The 19,041-nt window shown below is 58.0% G+C and carries 16 protein-coding genes; 14 read left to right on the plus strand and 2 right to left on the minus strand.

Annotation, left to right across the window (positions count from 1 at the left end; all coding sequences use genetic code 11):
* Window positions 1–3 precede the first annotated feature (3 nt).
* From atpA to QP752_RS06325, 9 genes are all read left to right on the plus strand, one after another.
* Window positions 4–1,674: a F0F1 ATP synthase subunit alpha gene (gene atpA, locus QP752_RS06285; RefSeq protein WP_252931755.1), complete on the plus strand. Its 1,671-nt coding sequence runs from the start codon at window positions 4–6 to the stop codon at window positions 1,672–1,674.
* Window positions 1,675–1,726: 52 nt separating this feature from the next.
* Window positions 1,727–2,701, plus strand: coding sequence for a F0F1 ATP synthase subunit gamma (locus tag QP752_RS06290; protein ID WP_070362612.1), 975 nt, complete (start codon window positions 1,727–1,729; stop codon window positions 2,699–2,701).
* 3 nt (window positions 2,702–2,704) lie between these two features.
* Entirely contained in the window at window positions 2,705–4,198 is a 1,494-nt protein-coding gene (atpD, locus tag QP752_RS06295; protein WP_070362611.1) for a F0F1 ATP synthase subunit beta, read from the plus strand.
* Between the two features lie 9 nt (window positions 4,199–4,207).
* Window positions 4,208–4,582 (plus strand): F0F1 ATP synthase subunit epsilon, encoded by a 375-nt coding sequence (locus tag QP752_RS06300; protein WP_070362610.1) that lies wholly within the window; start codon window positions 4,208–4,210, stop codon window positions 4,580–4,582.
* 202 nt (window positions 4,583–4,784) lie between these two features.
* Window positions 4,785–5,225, plus strand: coding sequence for a DUF2550 domain-containing protein (locus tag QP752_RS06305; protein WP_256000481.1), 441 nt, complete (start codon window positions 4,785–4,787; stop codon window positions 5,223–5,225).
* Between the two features lie 45 nt (window positions 5,226–5,270).
* Window positions 5,271–5,963: an endonuclease NucS gene (nucS, locus tag QP752_RS06310; RefSeq protein WP_070479532.1), complete on the plus strand. Its 693-nt coding sequence runs from the start codon at window positions 5,271–5,273 to the stop codon at window positions 5,961–5,963.
* A gap of 99 nt (window positions 5,964–6,062) precedes the next feature.
* Complete coding sequence (locus tag QP752_RS06315) at window positions 6,063–6,266, plus strand: hypothetical protein (RefSeq protein WP_240492820.1); 204 nt, start codon at window positions 6,063–6,065, stop codon at window positions 6,264–6,266.
* 10 nt (window positions 6,267–6,276) lie between these two features.
* A complete protein-coding gene (locus tag QP752_RS06320; protein WP_070362607.1) occupies window positions 6,277–6,582 on the plus strand; it encodes an MTH1187 family thiamine-binding protein in 306 nt (101 codons plus the stop codon).
* A 3-nt stretch (window positions 6,583–6,585) separates the two neighbouring features.
* Entirely contained in the window at window positions 6,586–7,464 is an 879-nt protein-coding gene (locus tag QP752_RS06325) for a tetratricopeptide repeat protein (protein ID WP_070976347.1), read from the plus strand.
* Window positions 7,465–7,520: 56 nt separating this feature from the next.
* Here QP752_RS06325 and glgB read toward each other — a convergent pair whose 3' ends face one another.
* Together glgB and QP752_RS06335 are read right to left on the minus strand one after the other, a co-directional pair.
* Window positions 7,521–9,725 (minus strand): 1,4-alpha-glucan branching protein GlgB, encoded by a 2,205-nt coding sequence (glgB, locus tag QP752_RS06330; RefSeq protein WP_176754840.1) that lies wholly within the window; start codon window positions 9,723–9,725, stop codon window positions 7,521–7,523.
* Window positions 9,726–9,759: 34 nt separating this feature from the next.
* A complete protein-coding gene (locus tag QP752_RS06335) occupies window positions 9,760–11,784 on the minus strand; it encodes a maltotransferase domain-containing protein (protein WP_070976349.1) in 2,025 nt (674 codons plus the stop codon).
* 219 nt (window positions 11,785–12,003) lie between these two features.
* Between QP752_RS06335 and QP752_RS06340 the strand changes: the two genes are divergently transcribed.
* From QP752_RS06340 to QP752_RS06360, 5 genes are all read left to right on the plus strand, one after another.
* Window positions 12,004–12,837, plus strand: coding sequence for an ABC transporter ATP-binding protein (locus QP752_RS06340; protein WP_240492718.1), 834 nt, complete (start codon window positions 12,004–12,006; stop codon window positions 12,835–12,837).
* Window positions 12,838–12,861: 24 nt separating this feature from the next.
* Window positions 12,862–13,719 carry an NUDIX hydrolase gene (locus tag QP752_RS06345; protein WP_070362603.1) on the plus strand — a complete coding sequence of 286 codons (858 nt, stop codon included), beginning with the start codon at window positions 12,862–12,864 and terminating at the stop codon, window positions 13,717–13,719.
* Complete coding sequence (locus QP752_RS06350; protein ID WP_070976351.1) at window positions 13,716–14,870, plus strand: SAM-dependent methyltransferase; 1,155 nt, start codon at window positions 13,716–13,718, stop codon at window positions 14,868–14,870. Before QP752_RS06345 ends, QP752_RS06350 begins: the two co-directional genes overlap by 4 nt.
* A 5-nt stretch (window positions 14,871–14,875) precedes the next feature.
* Window positions 14,876–16,000 carry a cysteine desulfurase family protein gene (locus QP752_RS06355; RefSeq protein WP_070363537.1) on the plus strand — a complete coding sequence of 375 codons (1,125 nt, stop codon included), beginning with the start codon at window positions 14,876–14,878 and terminating at the stop codon, window positions 15,998–16,000.
* Between the two features lie 633 nt (window positions 16,001–16,633).
* Window positions 16,634–18,901, plus strand: coding sequence for a hypothetical protein (locus QP752_RS06360; RefSeq protein ID WP_284804947.1), 2,268 nt, complete (start codon window positions 16,634–16,636; stop codon window positions 18,899–18,901).
* Window positions 18,902–19,041 lie beyond the last annotated feature (140 nt).

Below are 19,041 nucleotides of genomic sequence, written 5' to 3' on the forward strand. Positions count from 1 at the left end.
ATAATGCTGGAACAAACTACCGAGAGCAGGAAGAACATGGCGGAGCTGACGATCTCCTCCGATGAGATCCGTAGCGCGATAGCGAACTACACCTCGAGCTACTCCGCGGAGGCCTCCCGTGAGGAGGTCGGCGTGGTGACTTCGGCTGCAGATGGTATTGCCCAGGTTTCCGGGCTGCCAGGATGCATGACGAATGAGCTGCTCGAGTTTCCGAACGGCGTCATTGGCGTCGCACAGAACCTTGAGACCGATTCGATCGGTGTCGTGGTTCTGGGTAATTTCGAGACCCTCACCGAGGGCGACCAAGTAAAGCGGACAGGCGAAGTTCTGTCCATCCCGGTTGGGGAGGAATTCCTCGGCCGCGTTATTAACCCACTGGGCCAGCCAATTGACGGCCTTGGTCCAATTGAATCCAACGAAGAGCGCGCGCTTGAGCTGCAGGCTGCAGGCGTTCTCGACCGCCAGCCGGTTGAGGAACCAATGCAGACCGGTATCAAGGCTATTGACGCCATGACCCCGATTGGTCGTGGTCAGCGTCAGCTCGTCATTGGTGACCGTAAGACTGGTAAGACCGCAGTCTGCATCGACACCATCCTGAACCAGAAGCACTTCTGGGAAACCGGTGACCCGTCGAAGCAGGTTCGTTGTATTTACGTCGCAGTCGGCCAGAAGGGCTCCACGATCGCCGGTGTTCGTGCAACCCTTGAGCAGCATGGTGCGCTTGAGTACACCACGATCGTGGCTGCTCCTGCATCCGACTCCGCAGGCTTCAAGTGGCTCGCACCGTTCTCCGGTGCAGCACTGGGCCAGCACTGGATGTACCAGGGCAAGCACGTGCTGGTGATTTACGATGACTTGACCAAGCAGGCAGAGGCATACCGCGCCATCTCGCTGTTGCTGCGTCGTCCACCAGGCCGCGAGGCATACCCAGGTGACGTGTTCTACCTGCACTCTCGTCTGCTGGAGCGTGCTGCGAAGCTCAACGATGAGCTGGGTGCAGGCTCGTTGACCGCACTGCCGATCATCGAGACGAAGGCTAACGACGTGGGTGCGTTCATTCCTACCAACGTCATCTCGATTACAGACGGCCAGGTCTTCCTCCAGTCCGACCTCTTCAACCAGGGTGTTCGCCCAGCTATTGACGTGGGTATCTCCGTGTCCCGTGTCGGTGGCGCTGCGCAGACTAAGGGTATGAAGAAGGTTGCAGGTAACCTGCGTCTCGACCTTGCTGCATACCGTGACCTGGAAGCGTTCGCTGCGTTCGCGTCCGACCTCGATGCAGCTTCGAAGCGCCAGCTCGAGCGCGGTCAGCGTCTCGTAGAGCTCCTCAAGCAGTCGGAGAACGCTCCGCAGCCTGTTGAGTTCCAGATCGTATCTATCTGGCTTGCAAACGAAGGCGCCTTTGACGTCGTTCCCGTCGAAGACGTGCGTCGCTACGAGTTCGAGCTGCAGGAGCACATTCGCTCCGTCGCTCCGGAAGTCTACGAACAGATCTCCGGTGGCGCTGCGCTCGACGATACGAGCAAGCAGACGCTGCTGCGCGTCAATGATGACTTCGCTCGCTCGTTCCAGTCCTCCACCGGTGAGCACATCGTGCGCGAGCCAGAGGCGGATCCGCTGGACAAGCGTGAGGTCAAGAAAAATACCCTTAACGTCGGCCGTTCCAAGAAGTAGTTCTTGGAACAAGACGTAAACGTCTACATATAGGAAGGGAGGAGAGTAAACCATGGCAACACTTCGCGAACTACGTGACCGTATTAGGTCTGTAAACTCCACGAAGAAAATCACTAAAGCCCAGGAGCTGATCGCGACTTCGCAGATCACCAAGGCACAGCAGCGCGTCGAAGCGGCAAAGCCGTATGCCGACGAGCTGAAAGACGTCATGGAACGCCTCGCAGCTGCGAGCTCCCTCGATCACCCCATGCTCCGTGAGCGTGAGAATGGTCGAGTCGCAGCAGTCCTCGTGGTCACATCAGACCGCGGTATGGCCGGCGGGTATAACCACAACGTGTTGAAGAAGGCAGCAGAGCTCGAGCGCATGCTTGAGGAAGCTGGCTACGAAGTCGTCCGCTACATCACGGGCGGTAAGGGCGTAACCCACTACCGTTTCCGCGATATGGAGGTCGAAGGCTCTTGGACCGGTTGGTCCCAGAAGCCTTCGTGGGAAGCGACCCACGACGTTCGTCGTCACCTGATCGACGGCTTCATGGCGAGCTCTGAAGGGACCGCTAAGTGGCGCGAGGGCCTGCATGGCCCTGAGGGTCAGGAGGTTCGTGGCTTCGACCAGGTTCACGTGGTGTACACAGAATTTGTGTCGATGTTGACACAAGAAGCCAGGGTGCACCAGTTGCTCCCAATTGAGCCGGTGCTTGAGGATTACGAGTACGAGCAGGAAGACATGCTCACCACAAGTGGGGATGTGCAACCGGACATGGATTTCGAACCTGATGCGGATACGCTGATGGACGAACTGCTTCCGGCGTATGTTTCTCGCTCGCTGTACTCGATTTTCTTGGAGGCATCTGCAGCGGAGTCCGCTTCACGCCGTACGGCGATGAAGAACGCTACGGACAATGCGACCGAATTGGCGAACAACTTGTCCCGTGAGGCTAACCAAGCCCGTCAGGCAAAAATTACCCAGGAAATCACCGAGATTATCGGCGGCGCTGGCGCGCTGTCTGGTAGTGGAGAAAGTGACTAAATCATGACTACTGCTCACTCTTACGACGAGCTCGGCGAGGAGCCAACGGGTCAGGCTCAGAATGAGTCCGATTTCGCTCAGAACCCGGCAGGGTCTGAGAATGGCCGCGTCGTGCGCGTCATCGGCGCAGTCGTCGACGTGGAGTTCCCGCGTGGCGAGCTGCCCGCTTTGTACAACGCGCTTGAGGTTGACATCGACCTCGGCGAAATGTCCCGCACCATCGTGCTTGAGGTGGCCCAGTTCTTGGGTGACAGCCTCGTCCGCACGATCGCCATGGCACCAACCGACGGTCTGGTCCGTGGCGCACAGGTACGCGACTCCGGCAATCCGATCTCCGTTCCGGTTGGCGACCAGGTCAAGGGCCACGTGTTTAACGCGCTTGGTCAGTGCTTGGACGACCCATCTGTCGGCGTCGGTGGTGAGCGTTGGGGCATCCACCGCGAGCCACCAGCGTTCAAGGACTTGGAAGGTAAGACCGAGATCCTTGAGACCGGCATTAAGGTCATCGACCTGCTTACCCCTTACGTGAAGGGTGGCAAGATTGGCCTCTTCGGTGGTGCTGGTGTCGGTAAGACAGTTCTCATCCAGGAGATGATTACGCGTATTGCACGCGAGTTCTCCGGTACCTCTGTGTTCGCCGGTGTCGGCGAACGTACCCGTGAGGGTACGGACCTCTTCCTCGAGATGGAGGACATGGGCGTTCTTCCAGATACGGCCCTTGTTTTCGGCCAGATGGATGAGCCGCCAGGGGTTCGTATGCGTGTCGCGCTGTCCGGCCTGACCATGGCGGAGTACTTCCGCGATGTTCAGAACCAGGACGTGCTCCTGTTCATCGATAACATCTTCCGTTTCACCCAGGCTGGTTCTGAGGTTTCGACCCTGCTGGGTCGTATGCCATCGGCCGTGGGCTACCAGCCAACGCTGGCAGACGAGATGGGTGTTCTCCAGGAACGCATTACCTCGACCAAGGGCCGTTCGATTACGTCGCTGCAGGCAGTTTATGTTCCGGCTGACGACTACACCGACCCGGCTCCGGCCACGACCTTCGCTCACCTGGACGCGACGACCGAGCTTTCGCGTTCCATTGCTTCCAAGGGTATTTACCCAGCAGTGGATCCGCTGACCTCGACCTCGCGCATCCTTGAGCCAGGTATCGTTGGCGAGCGTCACTACGAGGTTGCACAGCGAGTTATCGGTATTCTGCAGAAGAACAAGGAACTGCAGGACATCATCGCAATTCTCGGTATGGACGAGCTTTCTGAAGAGGATAAGGTCACGGTTATGCGTGCTCGTAAGATCGAGCGCTTCCTGGGCCAGAACTTCTTCGTCGCTAAGAAGTTCACCGGCGACGAGGGCTCCTACGTACCTCTCGAGGAGACTATCGACGCCTTCGAGAAGCTGTGCAACGGTGAATTCGATGCATACCCAGAGCAGGCATTCAACGGCCTGGGTGGCTTGGATGACGTTGAGGCTGCCTACAAGAAGCTGCAGGGCTAGGAGGCAATAATGGCTGAACTTACCGCTCAATTAGTCTCGGTAGACCGTTTGCTCTGGAAGGGTCCAGCAAGCATCGTGACTGCTCAGACTACCGAAGGTGAGATCGGCATTCTGCCTGGCCACGAACCCATCCTTGGTCAGCTCAAGGACAATGGCGTCGTGACCATCCGCCCAATCGACGGCGAGCGCATCGTCGCCGCCGTCCAGGGTGGGTTCCTTTCCGTGCAAGGTGACAAAGTGACCATTCTTGCGGATTACGCCATCTTCGCCCACGAAGTGAATCGTGATGAAGCTCAGGCAGAGCTTCAGAACATTGATGACGCACTCGCGAAGTCTCGTGCAGAGGCCGAGCTTGCTGCCGTCCGTCGCAGTGAATCTCGCTAACGCGGTCACCGCGTAGGAGGAAGGTAGAGCGCCACGCTCAACCTTGTAAAGCCCCGCTGTTTTGGCAGCGGGGCTTTCCGTTTCTTCGTTGCTTGCACTGGCAGCGAAGGTCGCTAAAATGAAGCGCATACTTTCATCAAGGTCGGTTTGAACGAAGCAGAGGTGCAATGTGATCGTTTTACTGTACGTCGCATTGTTCTTTGTGTTCTTTGTTATTACTGTGTGCGTGTGGCGCTTTTTAATGTTCCGCAACTCCGGCGCGATAGGCCTGTTCCGACAACTCCCGGCCACCGGGGTCCACGGTTGGCGCCACGGTGTGCTAATCTATCACGCGGAGGAGCTCCGTTTTTATAAACTGCGGTCCTTGTCATTCCAGTACGACATGTGCATTGAGCGCACCCAGACCAGCTTCGAGGGAATGCGAGCGCTGAGTCAAGAAGAGCAGTCGTTCATGCCAGGGATTAAGGAAGCCGTACTGCTGCACGGTGCCGATGGCGATATTGAATTCGCGGGCCAGAAGCGCGCGCAGATGGCGTTGATTTCATGGATTGAGTCTGCACCTGATGAGCGGCAGGAAAAGGTTGATTACGAGGCGCTGCGTCGGCGTGCGCTGCGTGACCGCGGCCGCGATCAGCGCTACTAGCGGGATAATTCCGTACAGAATGATACGACCGGTAGCCTAGTATCCATGCGTCTTGTCATTGCTCGCTGTTCAGTAGATTATGTTGGTCGTCTCGATGCGCATTTGCCGTCTGCGCTTCGCCTTATTTTGATGAAAGCTGACGGGTCTGTGTCGATCCACGCAGACGACCGTGCTTATAAACCACTGAACTGGATGACACCGCCGTGCACGATACGTGAACAAGCCGTCGTGGATATTGATGGGGAAGACACGGGGGACGAGTTGTGGATCGTGGAGAACCCAAAAGGCGAACAGCTTCGCATAACGGTCGAGGAGATCGTGTCTGATACCAACGTGGAGCTCGGTGAAGATCCAGGTCTTGTGAAGGACGGGGTGGAAGCGCACCTACAGGAGCTGTTGGCTGAGCATATTTCTACGCTCGGCGATGGGTTTACGCTCGTCCGCCGTGAGTATCCGACGGCGATTGGCCCAGTCGACTTGCTCGCCAAGGACGCAGACGGCAAGACAGTTGCCGTTGAGGTGAAACGCCGGGGAGGGATCGACGGCGTCGAGCAGCTCAGCAGGTATGTTGAACTGCTTAACCGCGATAGCGTACTTCGTCCAGTACAGGGTGTGTTCGCTGCGCAGGAGATTAAGCCTCAGGCCCGCACGCTCGCGGAAGATCGTGGTTTTCGCTGTATTGTGCTGGACTATGACGACCTGCGTGGAATCGAATCAGATGAGCTGCGCCTGTTTTAGAGGAGCGATGTAGCAGTGCCGCGAAAAAATCGGCGTCAAAACATCCAGCCGAGCTATATACTCCCGCGGGATGGGTCCACGTTTATCGGCACCCAAGAAATGGAAGGGCCGCGGTGGACGCATGGTGAGATCTACAAAGTGCGTCAGATTGGTTCTTCCGCAGCGCGGAAGTTCTACGTGTGCCCGGGATGTAATCAGAACATTCCTCCAGGAGTAGCCCATGTCGTTGCGTGGCCGAAGGAAGTGGGGCGCGGGGCGGATGATCGCCGTCACTGGCATAAACATTGTTGGTCGAGGCGGTAGGGTATGAGGCATGATTGCAGCATTTTCAGTAGCACCAGCCGTCACTGACACGCCGAACGCGGAGATGTCGCAGGCCGTGGCACGCGCCGTGAAAGTAGTTCGTGAATCGGGGCTGCCGAATGAGACGACAGCCATGTTCACCACGGTTGAGGGTGAATGGGACGAAGTCATGGACGTTATTAAGCGTGCGACGCAGGCGGTGGAGGAAGTGTCTCCGCGTGTTTCGCTGGTGATTAAAGCGGATATCCGCCGTGGGTTTACAGATATGCTCCACCAGAAGATGGAGTCTTTGAACAAGCATCTTGAGGAGAACTAGGACGTGACAGGACCACAATTTACGGCAGGGGCCGTTGATTTAGCTCAGGTAGCGAAGCAAGCGGAGGCCCGCGAGGAAATGAAGCGCGAGGGGTTTGTCCCAGTATTTACGGTTACTGAGGCAGATTTGGAAGCCAAGGTACTGCAGCGCTCAATGCAGATTCCGGTTGTCGTTCACGTCGGTAGTGCGCGTTCAGCTGATTCCGAGTCGCTACGGGCGACGTTGACCAAGTTGGCTACCGGTCAGCGAGGATTCGCGTACGCATACGTTGATGCTGATGCCACTCCGCAGATCGCGCAGGCGCTTGGCGTACGGATGGTTCCGACCACGCTCGCGCTCGCTGCTGGGCGCCCACTGACGAGCTTCGAGGGGGATCAGTCGGAGGAAGAATTGAAGCCTTGGCTCGAGGCATTGGTGAGCAACGTTGGCAGGCAGTTGCAGGGCCTAGACGAGGAGCCCGTTGAGGATGCTGCCCCAGCAGAGGACCCGCGTTTGGAAGAGGCAGCTCGTGCGATGCAGGCAGGTGATTTCGATCAGGCTACGGCTATCTACGATGCGATGCTGAGCGAGGAGCCTGGTAACAAGGAGGTTGCGCAGGCGAAGGCGACGGTGGCCGTCGTCAAGCGGCTTGACCCTGCGAACTTGTCGGTTGATCCTATTGCTGATGCTGCGGAGCACCCTGACGATGTCGCGAAACAGATGGTGGCTGCTGATGCTGAGCTCGTGTCCGGTGCGCCTGAGAAAGCATTCGACCGTCTGTTGGGCTTGATCAAGCAGTCTCCAGAGGCGAAGGAGCGACTGCTCGAGCTCTTCGGGCTTTTCGACGCCGGCGACCCGCGTGTGCTCGCCGCTCGTACGAAGCTTGCGAGTGCGCTGTTCTAGCGTGACATGCAAAAGCCCGGACCTGCAGGAACTCCTGAGGCCCGGGCTCTAGCGTTCTAGCGGCTCAGCTTGTACAGCTGTGCGCTCATTGCTGGTACGTGCAGCTCGATCGAGTGAGGGAAGTGATCCCACTGAACATCGTCGCTGTGCACAGTGTGTGGCAGGTCGTTGTTGGCACCGCCGTAGACGCCTGCGTCCGTGTTGATGAGTAGCTCCCACTCACCGGCGACCGGCAGGCCGATCCGGTAATTTGGCTGGGAAGTTCCGGACATGTTGATGACGGCCAGCACAGGGTTGCCCTCGGTATCCCACCGGAGGTAGGCGAGGATGTTGTGCTGTGAGTCGTCGCCCTTGACCCACTGGAATCCGGCAGGCACGTTGTCCTGCGCGTACAACGCAGGGGTGTCGACGTACACTCGGTTGAGGTCGCGAACTAGTTGCTGGATACCGCGGTGGTACTCGTGGCCCCAGCCGTCAGAAATATTGTCCCAGTTGATTGAGTTCGCTTCGTCCCACTCGGTGGTCTGGCCCCAGTCACAGCCCATGAAGAGGAGCTGCTTGCCTGGGTGGGAGAACATATAGCCGAAGAGCGTGCGAAGGCCGGCGGCCTTGTTCCAGTCGTCGCCTGGCATGCGCTGCCAAAGCGAGCCCTTGCCGTGGACTACTTCGTCGTGGCTAAACGGCAGGACATATTGCTCGGAAAACGCGTACACGAGGGAGAACGTGATTTCGTTGTGGTGGTATGAGCGGTGAATCGGGTCGAGGGAGAAGTACTCGAGTGTGTCATTCATCCAGCCCATGTTCCACTTCAGGGAGAAACCGAGGCCGTCGTTTTCCGTCATAGCGGTCACGCCTGGCCAAGCAGTAGACTCCTCCGCGATGGTCACGATGCCTGGGTGGTTGCGGTGAACCGTTGCGTTCATCTCTTGCAGGAACTGGACAGCGTCCCAGTTCTCGCGCCCACCGAACTGATTTGGAAGCCATTCGCCGGGTTGGCGGGAGTAGTCAAGGTAGAGCATTGACGCGACGGCGTCGACGCGGAGGCCATCAATGTGGAACTCTTCGCACCAGTACAGAGCGTTTGCGACCAAGAAGTTGCGAACTTCGTTGCGTCCGAAGTCAAAGACGTAGGTGCCCCAGTCTTTTTGCTCGCCACGGCGCCAGTCGGGGTGCTCGTACAACGCGGTGCCGTCGAAGCGGGCGAGCGCCCAGTCATCCTTTGGGAAGTGTGCGGGGACCCAGTCGACGATGACCCCGATGCCTGCTGCGTGTAGGTCGTTGACGAGTGCGCGGAAGTCATCTGGAGTCCCCCAACGGGCGGTTGGGGCGTAGTACCCCGTGACCTGGTAGCCCCAAGAGCCACCGAATGGATGCTCGGCTACCGGGAGGAACTCGACATGGGTGAAGCCGTTTTCCATGAGGTACGGTACGAGCTCGTCGCGCATCGTCTGGAAGGTTGCGCCCTTCTTCCATGAGCCGACGTGGCACTCGTAGACGCTCATTGGGGAGTTGGTCGGGTCTGCTTCGCTGCGCTTTTGCGCCCAATCCTCATCTGTCCACTTGAACTCGGAAGGGGCGGCAACCACGGAGACGGTCTCTGGAGGTGTCAGCGTTTGCTTCGCCAGAGGGTCGGCCTTGTCGATGCGACGGCCGTCGGACGTCTGTACTGCAAATTTGTACGTGGTGCCTGCCTCAATGCCCGGGATGAAGATCTCCCACACTCCAGTCGAACCGAGGACGCGCATCGGGTACTGGTTTGGGTTCCATGCACAGAAGTCACCGACGACGGCCACGCCCTGTGCATTCGGTGCCCACACAGCGAACGAGGTACCAGTGACGGTGCCGAGCGTCGTCTCGTAGGTACGGACGTTGGCGCCGAGCACCTCCCAGAGACGCTCGTGGCGGCCTTCGCTAATCAGGTGCAGGTCGAGCGTGCCGAGTGTAGGCAGAAAGTGATATGCGTCGGCGACGGTCACCGGGTCGCCCTCGGGATAGTGAACCTTGAAGCGATAGTCGGGCGCAGTGGTGTCGGTCAAGCCGATCGCCCAAATATCGTCGCCAAGGGACTGCATTTGCCGGATCTCATCGTGGATGAGTAACTCGACGTTCGTTGCGCCGAGGAATCGGGTGCGAATGAGGGAGCCCTCGGGTGCCGCGTGCCATCCGTAGAAGTCGTGCGGTGCGTGGTGCTTGCATTCGAGGAGGCGGTGCCGGTCGTGAGCCGGGATCAGCAGTGCTGGGTTGACTGAATTTGCAGACATAATGATCTTTCTAGCGTCTGTTTGGTCGCGGTTGTTATGGGCGGTAGTCGTGATCTGAAATTTGCCGGAAAGCGAGCGCTTCTCTCTTCTGTGGCGCAACATCAGGCAGCTTGAGAATGTGAGCGACGTTGACTTCCGGTGCGAGGCGCACGTAGTTTTCTGATCCCCAGTCGTAGTACGCGTCAGTTACCAAGTCATGGACGGCAAACTGCGCACCATATTCGAGACCAACTGCCGGCGCGTCGAGGTACAGCGTGCCTTCCTGCGCGTTCCAAGGGTCGAGATTAACGACGACGAGGACCGCGTTGCCAGAGATCGCATCGACCTTCGAGTACGCGAGGATCTGGTCGTTGTCCACGTGATGGAAGCGAATTTGACGTAGCTGCTGCAGCGCAGGCTGCGCCTTGCGGAAGCGGTTCAGCGAAGTGATGTAAGGCTCTAGAGACTGCCCGTTATCGAGGGCTGTCTGGAAGTCGCGTGGGCGCAGTTCATACTTCTCGGAGTGGTTGTACTCTTCGCTACCTTCTGCGACGGCTTCGCCTTCGAAGAGCTCAAAGCCGGAATATACGCCCCACAATGGGCTCATTGTGGCGGCAAGCGTGGCGCGAATTGCGAACGCGGCTGGACCTCCGTACTGCAGCGAGGCGTGCAAGATGTCAGGCGTGTTCACGAAGAGGTTCGGGCGCGAGACATCCGCGACGTCGACCATGTGCTCAGCGAAGTCGATGAGGTCACTCTTAGATACTTTCCAGGTGAAGTGAGTGTAGGACTGGGAGAACCCTGCCTTCGACAGCCCGTACATCACTGGTGGGCGGGTAAACGCTTCGGCCAAGAAGATGACGTCGGGGTGCGTCTCGTGGACGCGGGTGATCAACCAGTGCCAGAAGTTCACCGGCTTCGTGTGCGGATTGTCCACACGGAACGTTCGGATGCCCAGGTCTACCCAGTACATGACAACCCGGTAAATCTCCTCGTAGACCTTCTCCGGGTTGTTATCGAAGTTGATCGGGTAGATATCCTGGTACTTCTTCGGCGGGTTCTCGGCGTAAGCAATCGTGCCGTCTTCCAAGATGGTGAAGAAGTCGGGGTGCTCGCTCGCCCAAGGGTGATCCGGCGCAGCCTGCAAGGCCAAATCCAGCGCTACCTCCAATCCGAGTTCGTGCGCATGGTCAAGCATCGCGCAAAACTCTTTCTCACCACCGAGCTGCGGGTGGAAGGCATCGTGCCCACCGTCTCGTGAACCGATCGCCCACGGGGAGCCGACATCACCCTCCTCGGCGACAAGTGTGTTGTCTTTGCCCTTCCGGTTGATCTCACCGATTGGGTGGATAGGAGGGAAGTAGACCGTGTCAAAGCCCATTGCAGCAACGCGATCGAGCGCCTTCGCAGTGGTAGCCCAGGTACCGTGAACCGGGTTGCCTTCATCGTCCCAACCGCCGGTGGAACGCGGGAAGAGCTCGTACCACGAGTTCACCAGCGCATCGCGTCGTTCTACGTAGATATCGCAAATAGGCCCATGGGTGACGAGCTCCCGAAGCGGAAAAGCATTGAGTACTTCGAGTACTTCGTCAGAAATGCCGGCGAGAATTCGTTCAGCCAGTGGCAGCGCGGGATTATCAAGCGCCGCAGCGGCCCGTTCGAGCACCTCGCGGTCTGGGGCCGGAGTCTGCGCAATTGCGGCTTCAAAAAGGTGGATGCCGTGGGCGATGTCGTTCGCCATTTCTTCGGTAGTCTGCCCGGCCTCCAGCTTCTTTGTGACGGCGTTGCGCCACGTCGCCATGACGTCACTCCACGCATCAACGCGGTAGCGCCACAGCCCCTGAGCATCGGGGACAAACACCGCATGGGTGTAGTCCGGGCGGTACGGTTCTTGCTGCATGTGAATGGAGTACTGTTCTCCATTCGGATCCGTAATAACCAAGCTTGCAGCGATAGCGTCGTGGCCTTCTCTCCACACCAGGGCAGAGACTGGCACAACCTCACCTACCACCGCCTTTGCCGGAAGAGTTCGCCCGGAAACTTGAGGGCGTACGTCGTCGATACCAAAGCGTGCAACCATGTCGTTTTTGTCCTCACATGTGGCCGATGGAAGTCGGACACACCTATAGGTGTGCTCTTTCTTCTCTCAGACTAGCTAACTCTCGCGTTAAATATCGACATAAGGGTTCGCTTTCATCCGTGGCGATTCTCATACAACGATATGGTTACACTGAGAACTCAGTCGCTTGTTTTTCTATCCACCAAGACGCCGAAGTAGAAAGAAGCCAGAATGGTAGCCGTGAACGAACCAACCACTGATCCAGATCTGCTTATCGACTTCCGAGGAGTCGAGTTTATTCGCGGAGGCAACACGCTTGTTGGCCCTATCGACTGGCAGGTGGAGCTCGACGAACGTTGGGTCATCGTCGGCCCAAATGGCGCCGGCAAGACCACACTGATCCGAATGGCGGCTGCCCAAGAGTTCCCATCGCGCGGCGTCGCATTCGTACTCGGAGAGCGCATCGGTAAAACAGATATGCGTGACCTTCGCGCGGCAATCGGATTGACGTCCTCAGCGATTGCTTCGATGATTCCGCCAAGTGAAAAAGTTGGCGACGTCGTCGTCTCCGCAGGCTACGCGGTCGTCGGGCGTTGGCGCGAGCAGTACGAGGACGTCGACTACGAGCAAGCACTCGAAGTCCTGGAACAGGTCGGGGCTATGCACCTTATCGACCGCACGTGGGGAACGCTCTCAGATGGAGAAAAGAAGCGCGTCCTCATCGCCCGCGCGGTCATGATCGACCCAGAACTGCTCATCATGGACGAACCGGCGGCAGGTATGGATCTCGGCGGACGCGAGGACCTCATCGCATACCTCGGCGACCTCGCACTCGACCCCGATGCGCCAGCTATGGTGATGATCACCCACCATCTGGAAGAAATCCCATATGGTTTTACACATGCCTTGCTGCTCGACGAAGGAACAGTGATCGCCCAAGGTCTTATCGAAGACGTATTGACCAGTGAAAACGTCTCTAAGGCGTATCATCAGCCAATCGAAGTGCAGCACGACGACGGCCGGTTCTATGCACGCCGTGCACGAAGCGCACGAAGTGGTGCGCACCGCGCATAACACCACGCGAGGAGGTGGAGCACCGTGTACCGCAAAACCGGCGCATTTTCTGTCGACGCAACAGACGCCGTCGACGCAACAGAAACCAGTGGGTTCAACGGGTCACGCCTGTCTGCCACCGTCATCCTCATCCGCGACACTCCCGACGGAATCAAGGTGTGGATGCAAGAACGAGTCATGAGCATGAAAAACTACCCAGGCATGACAGTTTTTCCCGGAGGTGGCGTCGATAGTCGCGACTTCCCACCCCGCGCCTGGAATGACGGAGACCTGTGGATTGGCAAGTCGGCAGTCTCTGTTGCACGAAGGCTCGGCGTCACCAAATACAAGGCACATGCCCTGCTGTTTGCCGCTGTTCGCGAATTGTTCGAAGAAACCGGAACACTGCTCGCCGTTGACGACGAAGGAACCCTACTCGGCGACGCACGTCCTTTCCACGACCAACGGCTCAAACTCGTCTCGCACGAGATCTCGCTTACGGACATGCTGCAGGCCAATGAACTCAACGTCTGCAGCGACCTCCTCATCCCATTTGCACGCTGGGTAGGTTGCTCGCACCGAGGTAACTGGTTCGACACCTTCAGCTTCCTCGCAAAAGCACCCATCGGACAAGAACCAGACGCGGAAACCGGCGAGGCAGACGACGCAAACTGGTTCTCCCCGAAGCTACTCATGGAAGGATGGCGCGCCGGGCTCGTTCGCTTCGTGCCATCAACATGGGGGCAACTCCAACAGCTGTGCTCCTGCGACACCTTCGAGGATGCGGTCAAACTTGCACGCAACGCCGACATGCGCCCGATCATCGGAGACCCCGCCGATGATCCGCGCTACCACGAGTTTTTCCACCAGCACCCGACAGATAGGATCGGGACGCCCAAATGAGTTTTACTTTGGACGAGGTTGGGTTCCTACGGGACAACCTGCAAAAGATTCTGGCGCTTGGACCGGACCTCGAACTCATTCCAAGTACGCTAATTCGCGACAGAGCCGTACTGGAAAAGGAATTCGGCGATCATGCCCGTGTCGTTTCGGAGTTACTCGCTGCGCAGCGCAGCGCCCGTGGGAAGATGCCCGAACATTGGCTTACCGATAGCGACGCCGCGCAACAAGCAACGCCACAGCTCGTTGCCGAATACAGAGCGCAGCTGATCAAGGATTTCGGAGCAGCCACGGTCCACGACGTGACCTGTTCAGTGGGAAGCGAAGGGGCGTCGATAAGAAAACAACAGCTCTCTTGGATAGGCTCCGATCTCGATCGCGTACGGCTTGCGATGGCTCAAGCAAACCTTGCCGACGCCAACGTGCTCCTCTGCCAAGCCGATGCACTGCAACCCATTAGCCGCGCCGATGTCATCGTGGCTGACCCAGCACGACGCGCCAACGGCCGACGAATCACCGACCCAGCAAAACTCCTACCACCCCTGCCAGACCTCGTGGAAGCACATCGTGGCAGAGAACTCGCAGTAAAGTGTGCACCCGGAATCGACTACAGCGAGTGGAGCGGGCTCGTCAGCGTCGTCTCTCTCGATGGCGGCGTCAAAGAAACCTGCCTGTACACAGAAGGTTTCGGATCCGGCATTCGCGAAGCGGTGGTGCTGCGCGCGGACGGTTCGCGAGAGATAGTGAGGTCGGACGAGCCTGACGACACCACTGTCGCCGAACCAGGTACTTGGATGATCGAGCCCGACGGAGCGATCATCCGCGCCGGGCTAGTTCGCCACTGGGCGCACCGGCACAGCTTGTGGATGGTGGACCCGCACATTGCATTTCTTACGGGTGATGAGCTTCCCTCAGCAACGAGTGGCTTCCGTTTCTTAGAGGCTGTGCCGTTCAAGCGTCTTAAGGCAGCACTGGCCAACTATCAAGCGGGGGCGCTTGAGATCCTCGTACGCGGGGTAGACGTCAACCCGGACCAGCTTCGGAAGAAGATGAAGCTGAAAGGGCACCGACAGATGGCGGTACTTATTGCGCGAACAGGCAACAGCCCGACTGCATACATTTGTGAGGCAAGGGAGCATCAGCGCGTAGGGTAGTGCGCATGAAGTATCTCGATCACGCTGCAACTACTCCGATGCGTCAGGTAGCAATCGATGCCTGGGTTGAACACGCAGGTGCGTTGAATCCCGGTGCGCAACACGCAGCGGGACGCCAAGCCAACGCGGTGCTTGCCGATGCAAGAGAACAAGTCGCGGAGTTGCTTGGCGCGGACCCGGTTGAAGTGATTTTCACAGGCTCGGGCACCGAGGCAGACAACATCGCGGTCCGCGGTCTCTACGAAGCCATGCGTGGCAAGCAAGGGGACCGGGTGGTGTGTTCACCGGTTGAGCACTCGGCAGTGCTCGAGACTGTCAAGGCACTAGGAGCACAGCACGTGGATTGGCTCCCGGTAGGCGACGACGGCCACCTGTCGGACCTCGAGGCGCTTGACACTCCGGCAGCTGTGGCCGCAGTGATGTGGGCAAACAATGAGACTGGCGCACTCCAGCCAGTGAAGGAGGTTGTTCGCAGAGCTGCGCTTCAGAACACTCCTGTTCATGTGGATGCTGTGCAGGCCGTTGGAAAGGTCCCCGTTCACTTCCACGACCTCGGTGCTACCACATTGGCAGCGAGCGCACATAAGTTTGGTGGGCCACGCGGAACCGGCCTACTGCTAGCGAAACGCTCGCCGGCGCCGACCGCATCGATTCACGGTGGCGGCCAGGAACGTGGACTGCGACCAGGGACGGTAGACGTGGCCTCTGCCGCTGCAACAGCTGTAGCACTGGCGGAAGCATGCTCTGAGATGGATCGTGAACGCGAACGCGTGAAGGAACTTCGCGATGCACTCGTGGCAGGTGTACAGCGTGAGGTCCCGGACGTGGTGGTAACAACCCAGGAGCCAGCTGTGGAGGGGCATGCCCACTTCATGTTCCGCGGTGCCCACGGGGACGCGATGCTGATGCTGCTCGACTCGTTGGGCATCGCTGTATCAACTGGGTCTACATGCGCAAGTGGTGTGACCCGAATGAGTCATGTGCTTGAGGCGATGGGCGTGGAGGAAGCGCTCGGCTTGGGCGCGCTACGAATTTCGCTGGGGCGAACGAACACACGTGAGGACGTCGACTACTTTGTCCAGAACATCGCTGATGTAGTTGCGAAGGCGCGAGCGGCGGGGAACATGTAGATCTCACGCGATAGTGGGCGAGTTAACGTCGATGTGTTGGCGTTGTTTGCCGGGCCCGAACCAGTACAAGCATCATGCTGGTTCGGGCCTTTCATACTTTCGACCCAACCCAACGGGGGTAAAACACGGGGGTAGTAACTGTTCAACGATCACGAAAAGGTCTGCCTAACGCATCCATAGGGCCTAAGTTTGGCTACACCAGACCACGAAAGGTTTTAGGTATAAAAAGGTTGTGCATTAACAGCGTCGGCGACACGTGCCGAATGACACATGTCGTGCCTGGTAATCCCGATTTGTTAAGTATTCTCTTACCCACTGTTGCACTAGAGCGCATAATATACGGGTGGGTTGATTGTTGAACACCCATCGACAGGTGTCGGTGGGTTTGTTGAACATGTTGGGTTTGCTGCGATGGTTCCTGAGTGTTTTTTAAGCTATGTGTGCAGGTTGTAGGGCTAGATGTGTTGAACAATCCGGGTTTTGTAGGCGTGTTTTTGCCTGTTTGGTTGGGGCGTTGTGGGCTGATTAGCCATGTATAGTTGCGGTGCATAAACTTGGGGGCAGAACAACGAAGGGTTTCATGTTCCACCGGTTGGGTGGTGCGTGATGGAAGGTATAAGGATTGTGACAACGATGATGAACAGCATTGCACGGAAGGTATGCGTAGCAGCGTGTGTGTTGGCCGTTGCGGCTAATGGTGCACAGGTTGCTCACGCGGAGATGGCTGTTGCTGACTCGTCGGTCACAGTGACCGCTGACGGGCCGGGTGCGGTCTTTCACAACTCGGTAACACAGCCGGGTCGTATTTCGACGTTGAAGTTTACGGATGCCCGCTCCATTGCTGGCAGCCAGGAGTCCTCACTGTATGTGGACCTGCGTGCCGATGGTGCGCTAGTGGATTTAGAGTCTGGCCTTAACGTGGATACGCACCGTGATGGTAACACCCAGGTGGTCATCTACCGCGGTGAAGACCAGGGCGCTGGTGTGTCGGTCGAGCGTGAATACCGCTTTGATGGCAACCGTGTCGATGTCATTGTGCGGGTGACCAACAACAAGGATTCCTCGGCGTTTGTGCAGGCGGATCTGACGAATCAGATTAACTCCCAGGTCGGGCTTTCCGGCTCCTATGATGATGGGAAGTTTGTTGTTGCCCCGGCACAGCTTGGCTATGAGACTGCGGTGTCGTTCGATAATGCAACCTCGTCTGGTGTAGCCGATGCGTTCCAGCGCACCACGGCTGCCGGTGAGGTTGGGTTTGTGGATCCAGCAGGGGCAAGCTTCCAGCGTGGGCGTTGGTTTGAGCGCATTGATGCAGGCAACACGTTGACTGCTGCCATGCACATGGAGGTTACAACCCAAGACAGTGCTGTTGATTCTGATGGTGACGGTCTGCCGGATGTTTGGGAACGCGAAGGGGTTACCCTAAGCGACGGTACGGCCATGCCACTGAACGAGTGGGGTGCTGATCCAGAGCGACCGGATTTGTTCCTGCAGCTTAATTGGATGAATTCGCAGTGGCAGCAGGCCGGGTGCGACACACCTGGTGCGGATGCTGCCATGTGTGCGCAGCTGTCGGTGGCAAGCTACCGCCCACACCGCGATATTTTGCAGCAGCTGGTGGACCGCTTCGATCAGTACGGGGTCAACCTGCACATCGATGCCGGTGATACCTACACCAACATTGCAAACTATCCGACGCGTCATGGTGGGCAGACTGAAGCCTATGCCCCGTACTACTTTGAGGGCACCATCCCGGGTATGAAGCTGGTCGATAATATCGATACCATTTTGGGTGCGCGTGCGGCAGTCTTCCGGGTTGGTGTTATTGGCGATCAGATGCAGCGTGGCCACTGGGGTACCGGCTTGGCTTTGGTTGCGGATAACTCGTTTTATGTTGCCAAGCATGAGCGTATGCGCAGCGATGATCAGCTGCGTAACACGATCATGCACGAGCTGGGCCACACCTTGGGGTTGAATCATAATGGTTCGATGAAGTTCGCCAACGAGGTCCCGCAGTCGGATTACCTGCCGAACTACTACTCGGTGATGAACTACCTCTACCAGTTCACCCACTTTAACTACTCGGATGAAGAAGCCGTCTCCGGTGGCCCACTGCCGGAGGTGTGCAACCAGCCAGGTGTGGACTGCTACAAAGGTGACTACCGTGTGCCAGCTGACTGGGACAACTTGATGATTAACACCGGCAAGATTGGTAAGGATTACAACTCCACGATCGGTGCTGCCGGTGGCAAGGTTGATGCCAAGGCATTGGCTGCCCAGCAGGAAGCGATGCAGGCGGCAGAAGATGCGCAGGGTTCTGTCAAGGTTGCTGTTGCTGATTCCCCGCAGCTTCACCGTGGTGAGAATACGGTGAGCTTGAAGGTTGCAAATCCTGGGTTGGATGCAGCCCGGATGCGCCTTGAGGTGATCTACCCGTCTGGGAAGGCCGAGCAGGTTGTCACGGTTGCTGGTCAAGGAGAGGCGACGGTGGAGTTGCCGGTGACGGTGGGTGTGGTCAAGACGTCGTCGTTGCCGTTGGATGTGCGTGTGGTCAATGAGGATGGTTCGCAGGCGTTTGCTGGCCGGTTTGATGTTGCCGCGGTCATGGATGCTGATGTTGATGGTGATGCGATGGCTGGTGCGCCTCGTAAACCGCAGCAGAATACACAGACTGCCCCGACGACGGCGAAGGCTGGTAAGCATGAGTCTTCGCAGCAGTTGACGACGGCGCAGCGCCCAGCGGCGAGTGTGCAGGATGATCGTCAGGATGCGGCAAGCAAGGATCGTATCCAGGCGGAGGGTGAGACGAATATTGCGGCGATTGTTGCTCCGATTGTGGTGCTGCTGCTGTTAATTGGTGGTGGTGTTGCCGCGGCGATGTCTGGTGGTCTGCACTTCTAGCTAGTTGTTCTGTGGGGCCTGTGGTGCCGGGAGTGTTCCCGGTGCCGAGGGCTCCGTTTTTCTATTGTGTGTCGGGCTGGGGTGTGGGATTGTTCCCCGGCAGCACGAACTATTTTCGAGTGGCATGAGGGGGTGCACCA

Source organism: Corynebacterium sp. UMB10321 (assembly GCF_030228725.1).
GTDB classification, from domain to species: Bacteria; Actinomycetota; Actinomycetes; order Mycobacteriales; family Mycobacteriaceae; genus Corynebacterium; species Corynebacterium pseudogenitalium.

Bases quoted from the DNA above. Each gene is read 5' to 3' on its own strand.
- nucS (WP_070479532.1), top strand. From the start codon at position 5,271: ATGCGTCTTGTCATTGCTCGCTGTTCAGTAGATTATGTTGGTCGTCTC.
- atpA (WP_252931755.1), top strand. From the start codon at position 4: ATGCTGGAACAAACTACCGAGAGCAGGAAGAACATGGCGGAGCTGACG.
- QP752_RS06360 (WP_284804947.1), top strand. From the start codon at position 16,634: ATGATGAACAGCATTGCACGGAAGGTATGCGTAGCAGCGTGTGTGTTG.
- QP752_RS06355 (WP_070363537.1), top strand. From the start codon at position 14,876: ATGAAGTATCTCGATCACGCTGCAACTACTCCGATGCGTCAGGTAGCA.
- QP752_RS06350 (WP_070976351.1), top strand. From the start codon at position 13,716: ATGAGTTTTACTTTGGACGAGGTTGGGTTCCTACGGGACAACCTGCAA.
- QP752_RS06290 (WP_070362612.1), top strand. From the start codon at position 1,727: ATGGCAACACTTCGCGAACTACGTGACCGTATTAGGTCTGTAAACTCC.
- QP752_RS06320 (WP_070362607.1), top strand. From the start codon at position 6,277: ATGATTGCAGCATTTTCAGTAGCACCAGCCGTCACTGACACGCCGAAC.
- glgB (WP_176754840.1), bottom strand. From the start codon at position 9,725: ATGTCTGCAAATTCAGTCAACCCAGCACTGCTGATCCCGGCTCACGAC.
- QP752_RS06335 (WP_070976349.1), bottom strand. From the start codon at position 11,784: ATGGTTGCACGCTTTGGTATCGACGACGTACGCCCTCAAGTTTCCGGG.
- QP752_RS06300 (WP_070362610.1), top strand. From the start codon at position 4,208: ATGGCTGAACTTACCGCTCAATTAGTCTCGGTAGACCGTTTGCTCTGG.
- atpD (WP_070362611.1), top strand. From the start codon at position 2,705: ATGACTACTGCTCACTCTTACGACGAGCTCGGCGAGGAGCCAACGGGT.
- QP752_RS06315 (WP_240492820.1), top strand. From the start codon at position 6,063: ATGGAAGGGCCGCGGTGGACGCATGGTGAGATCTACAAAGTGCGTCAG.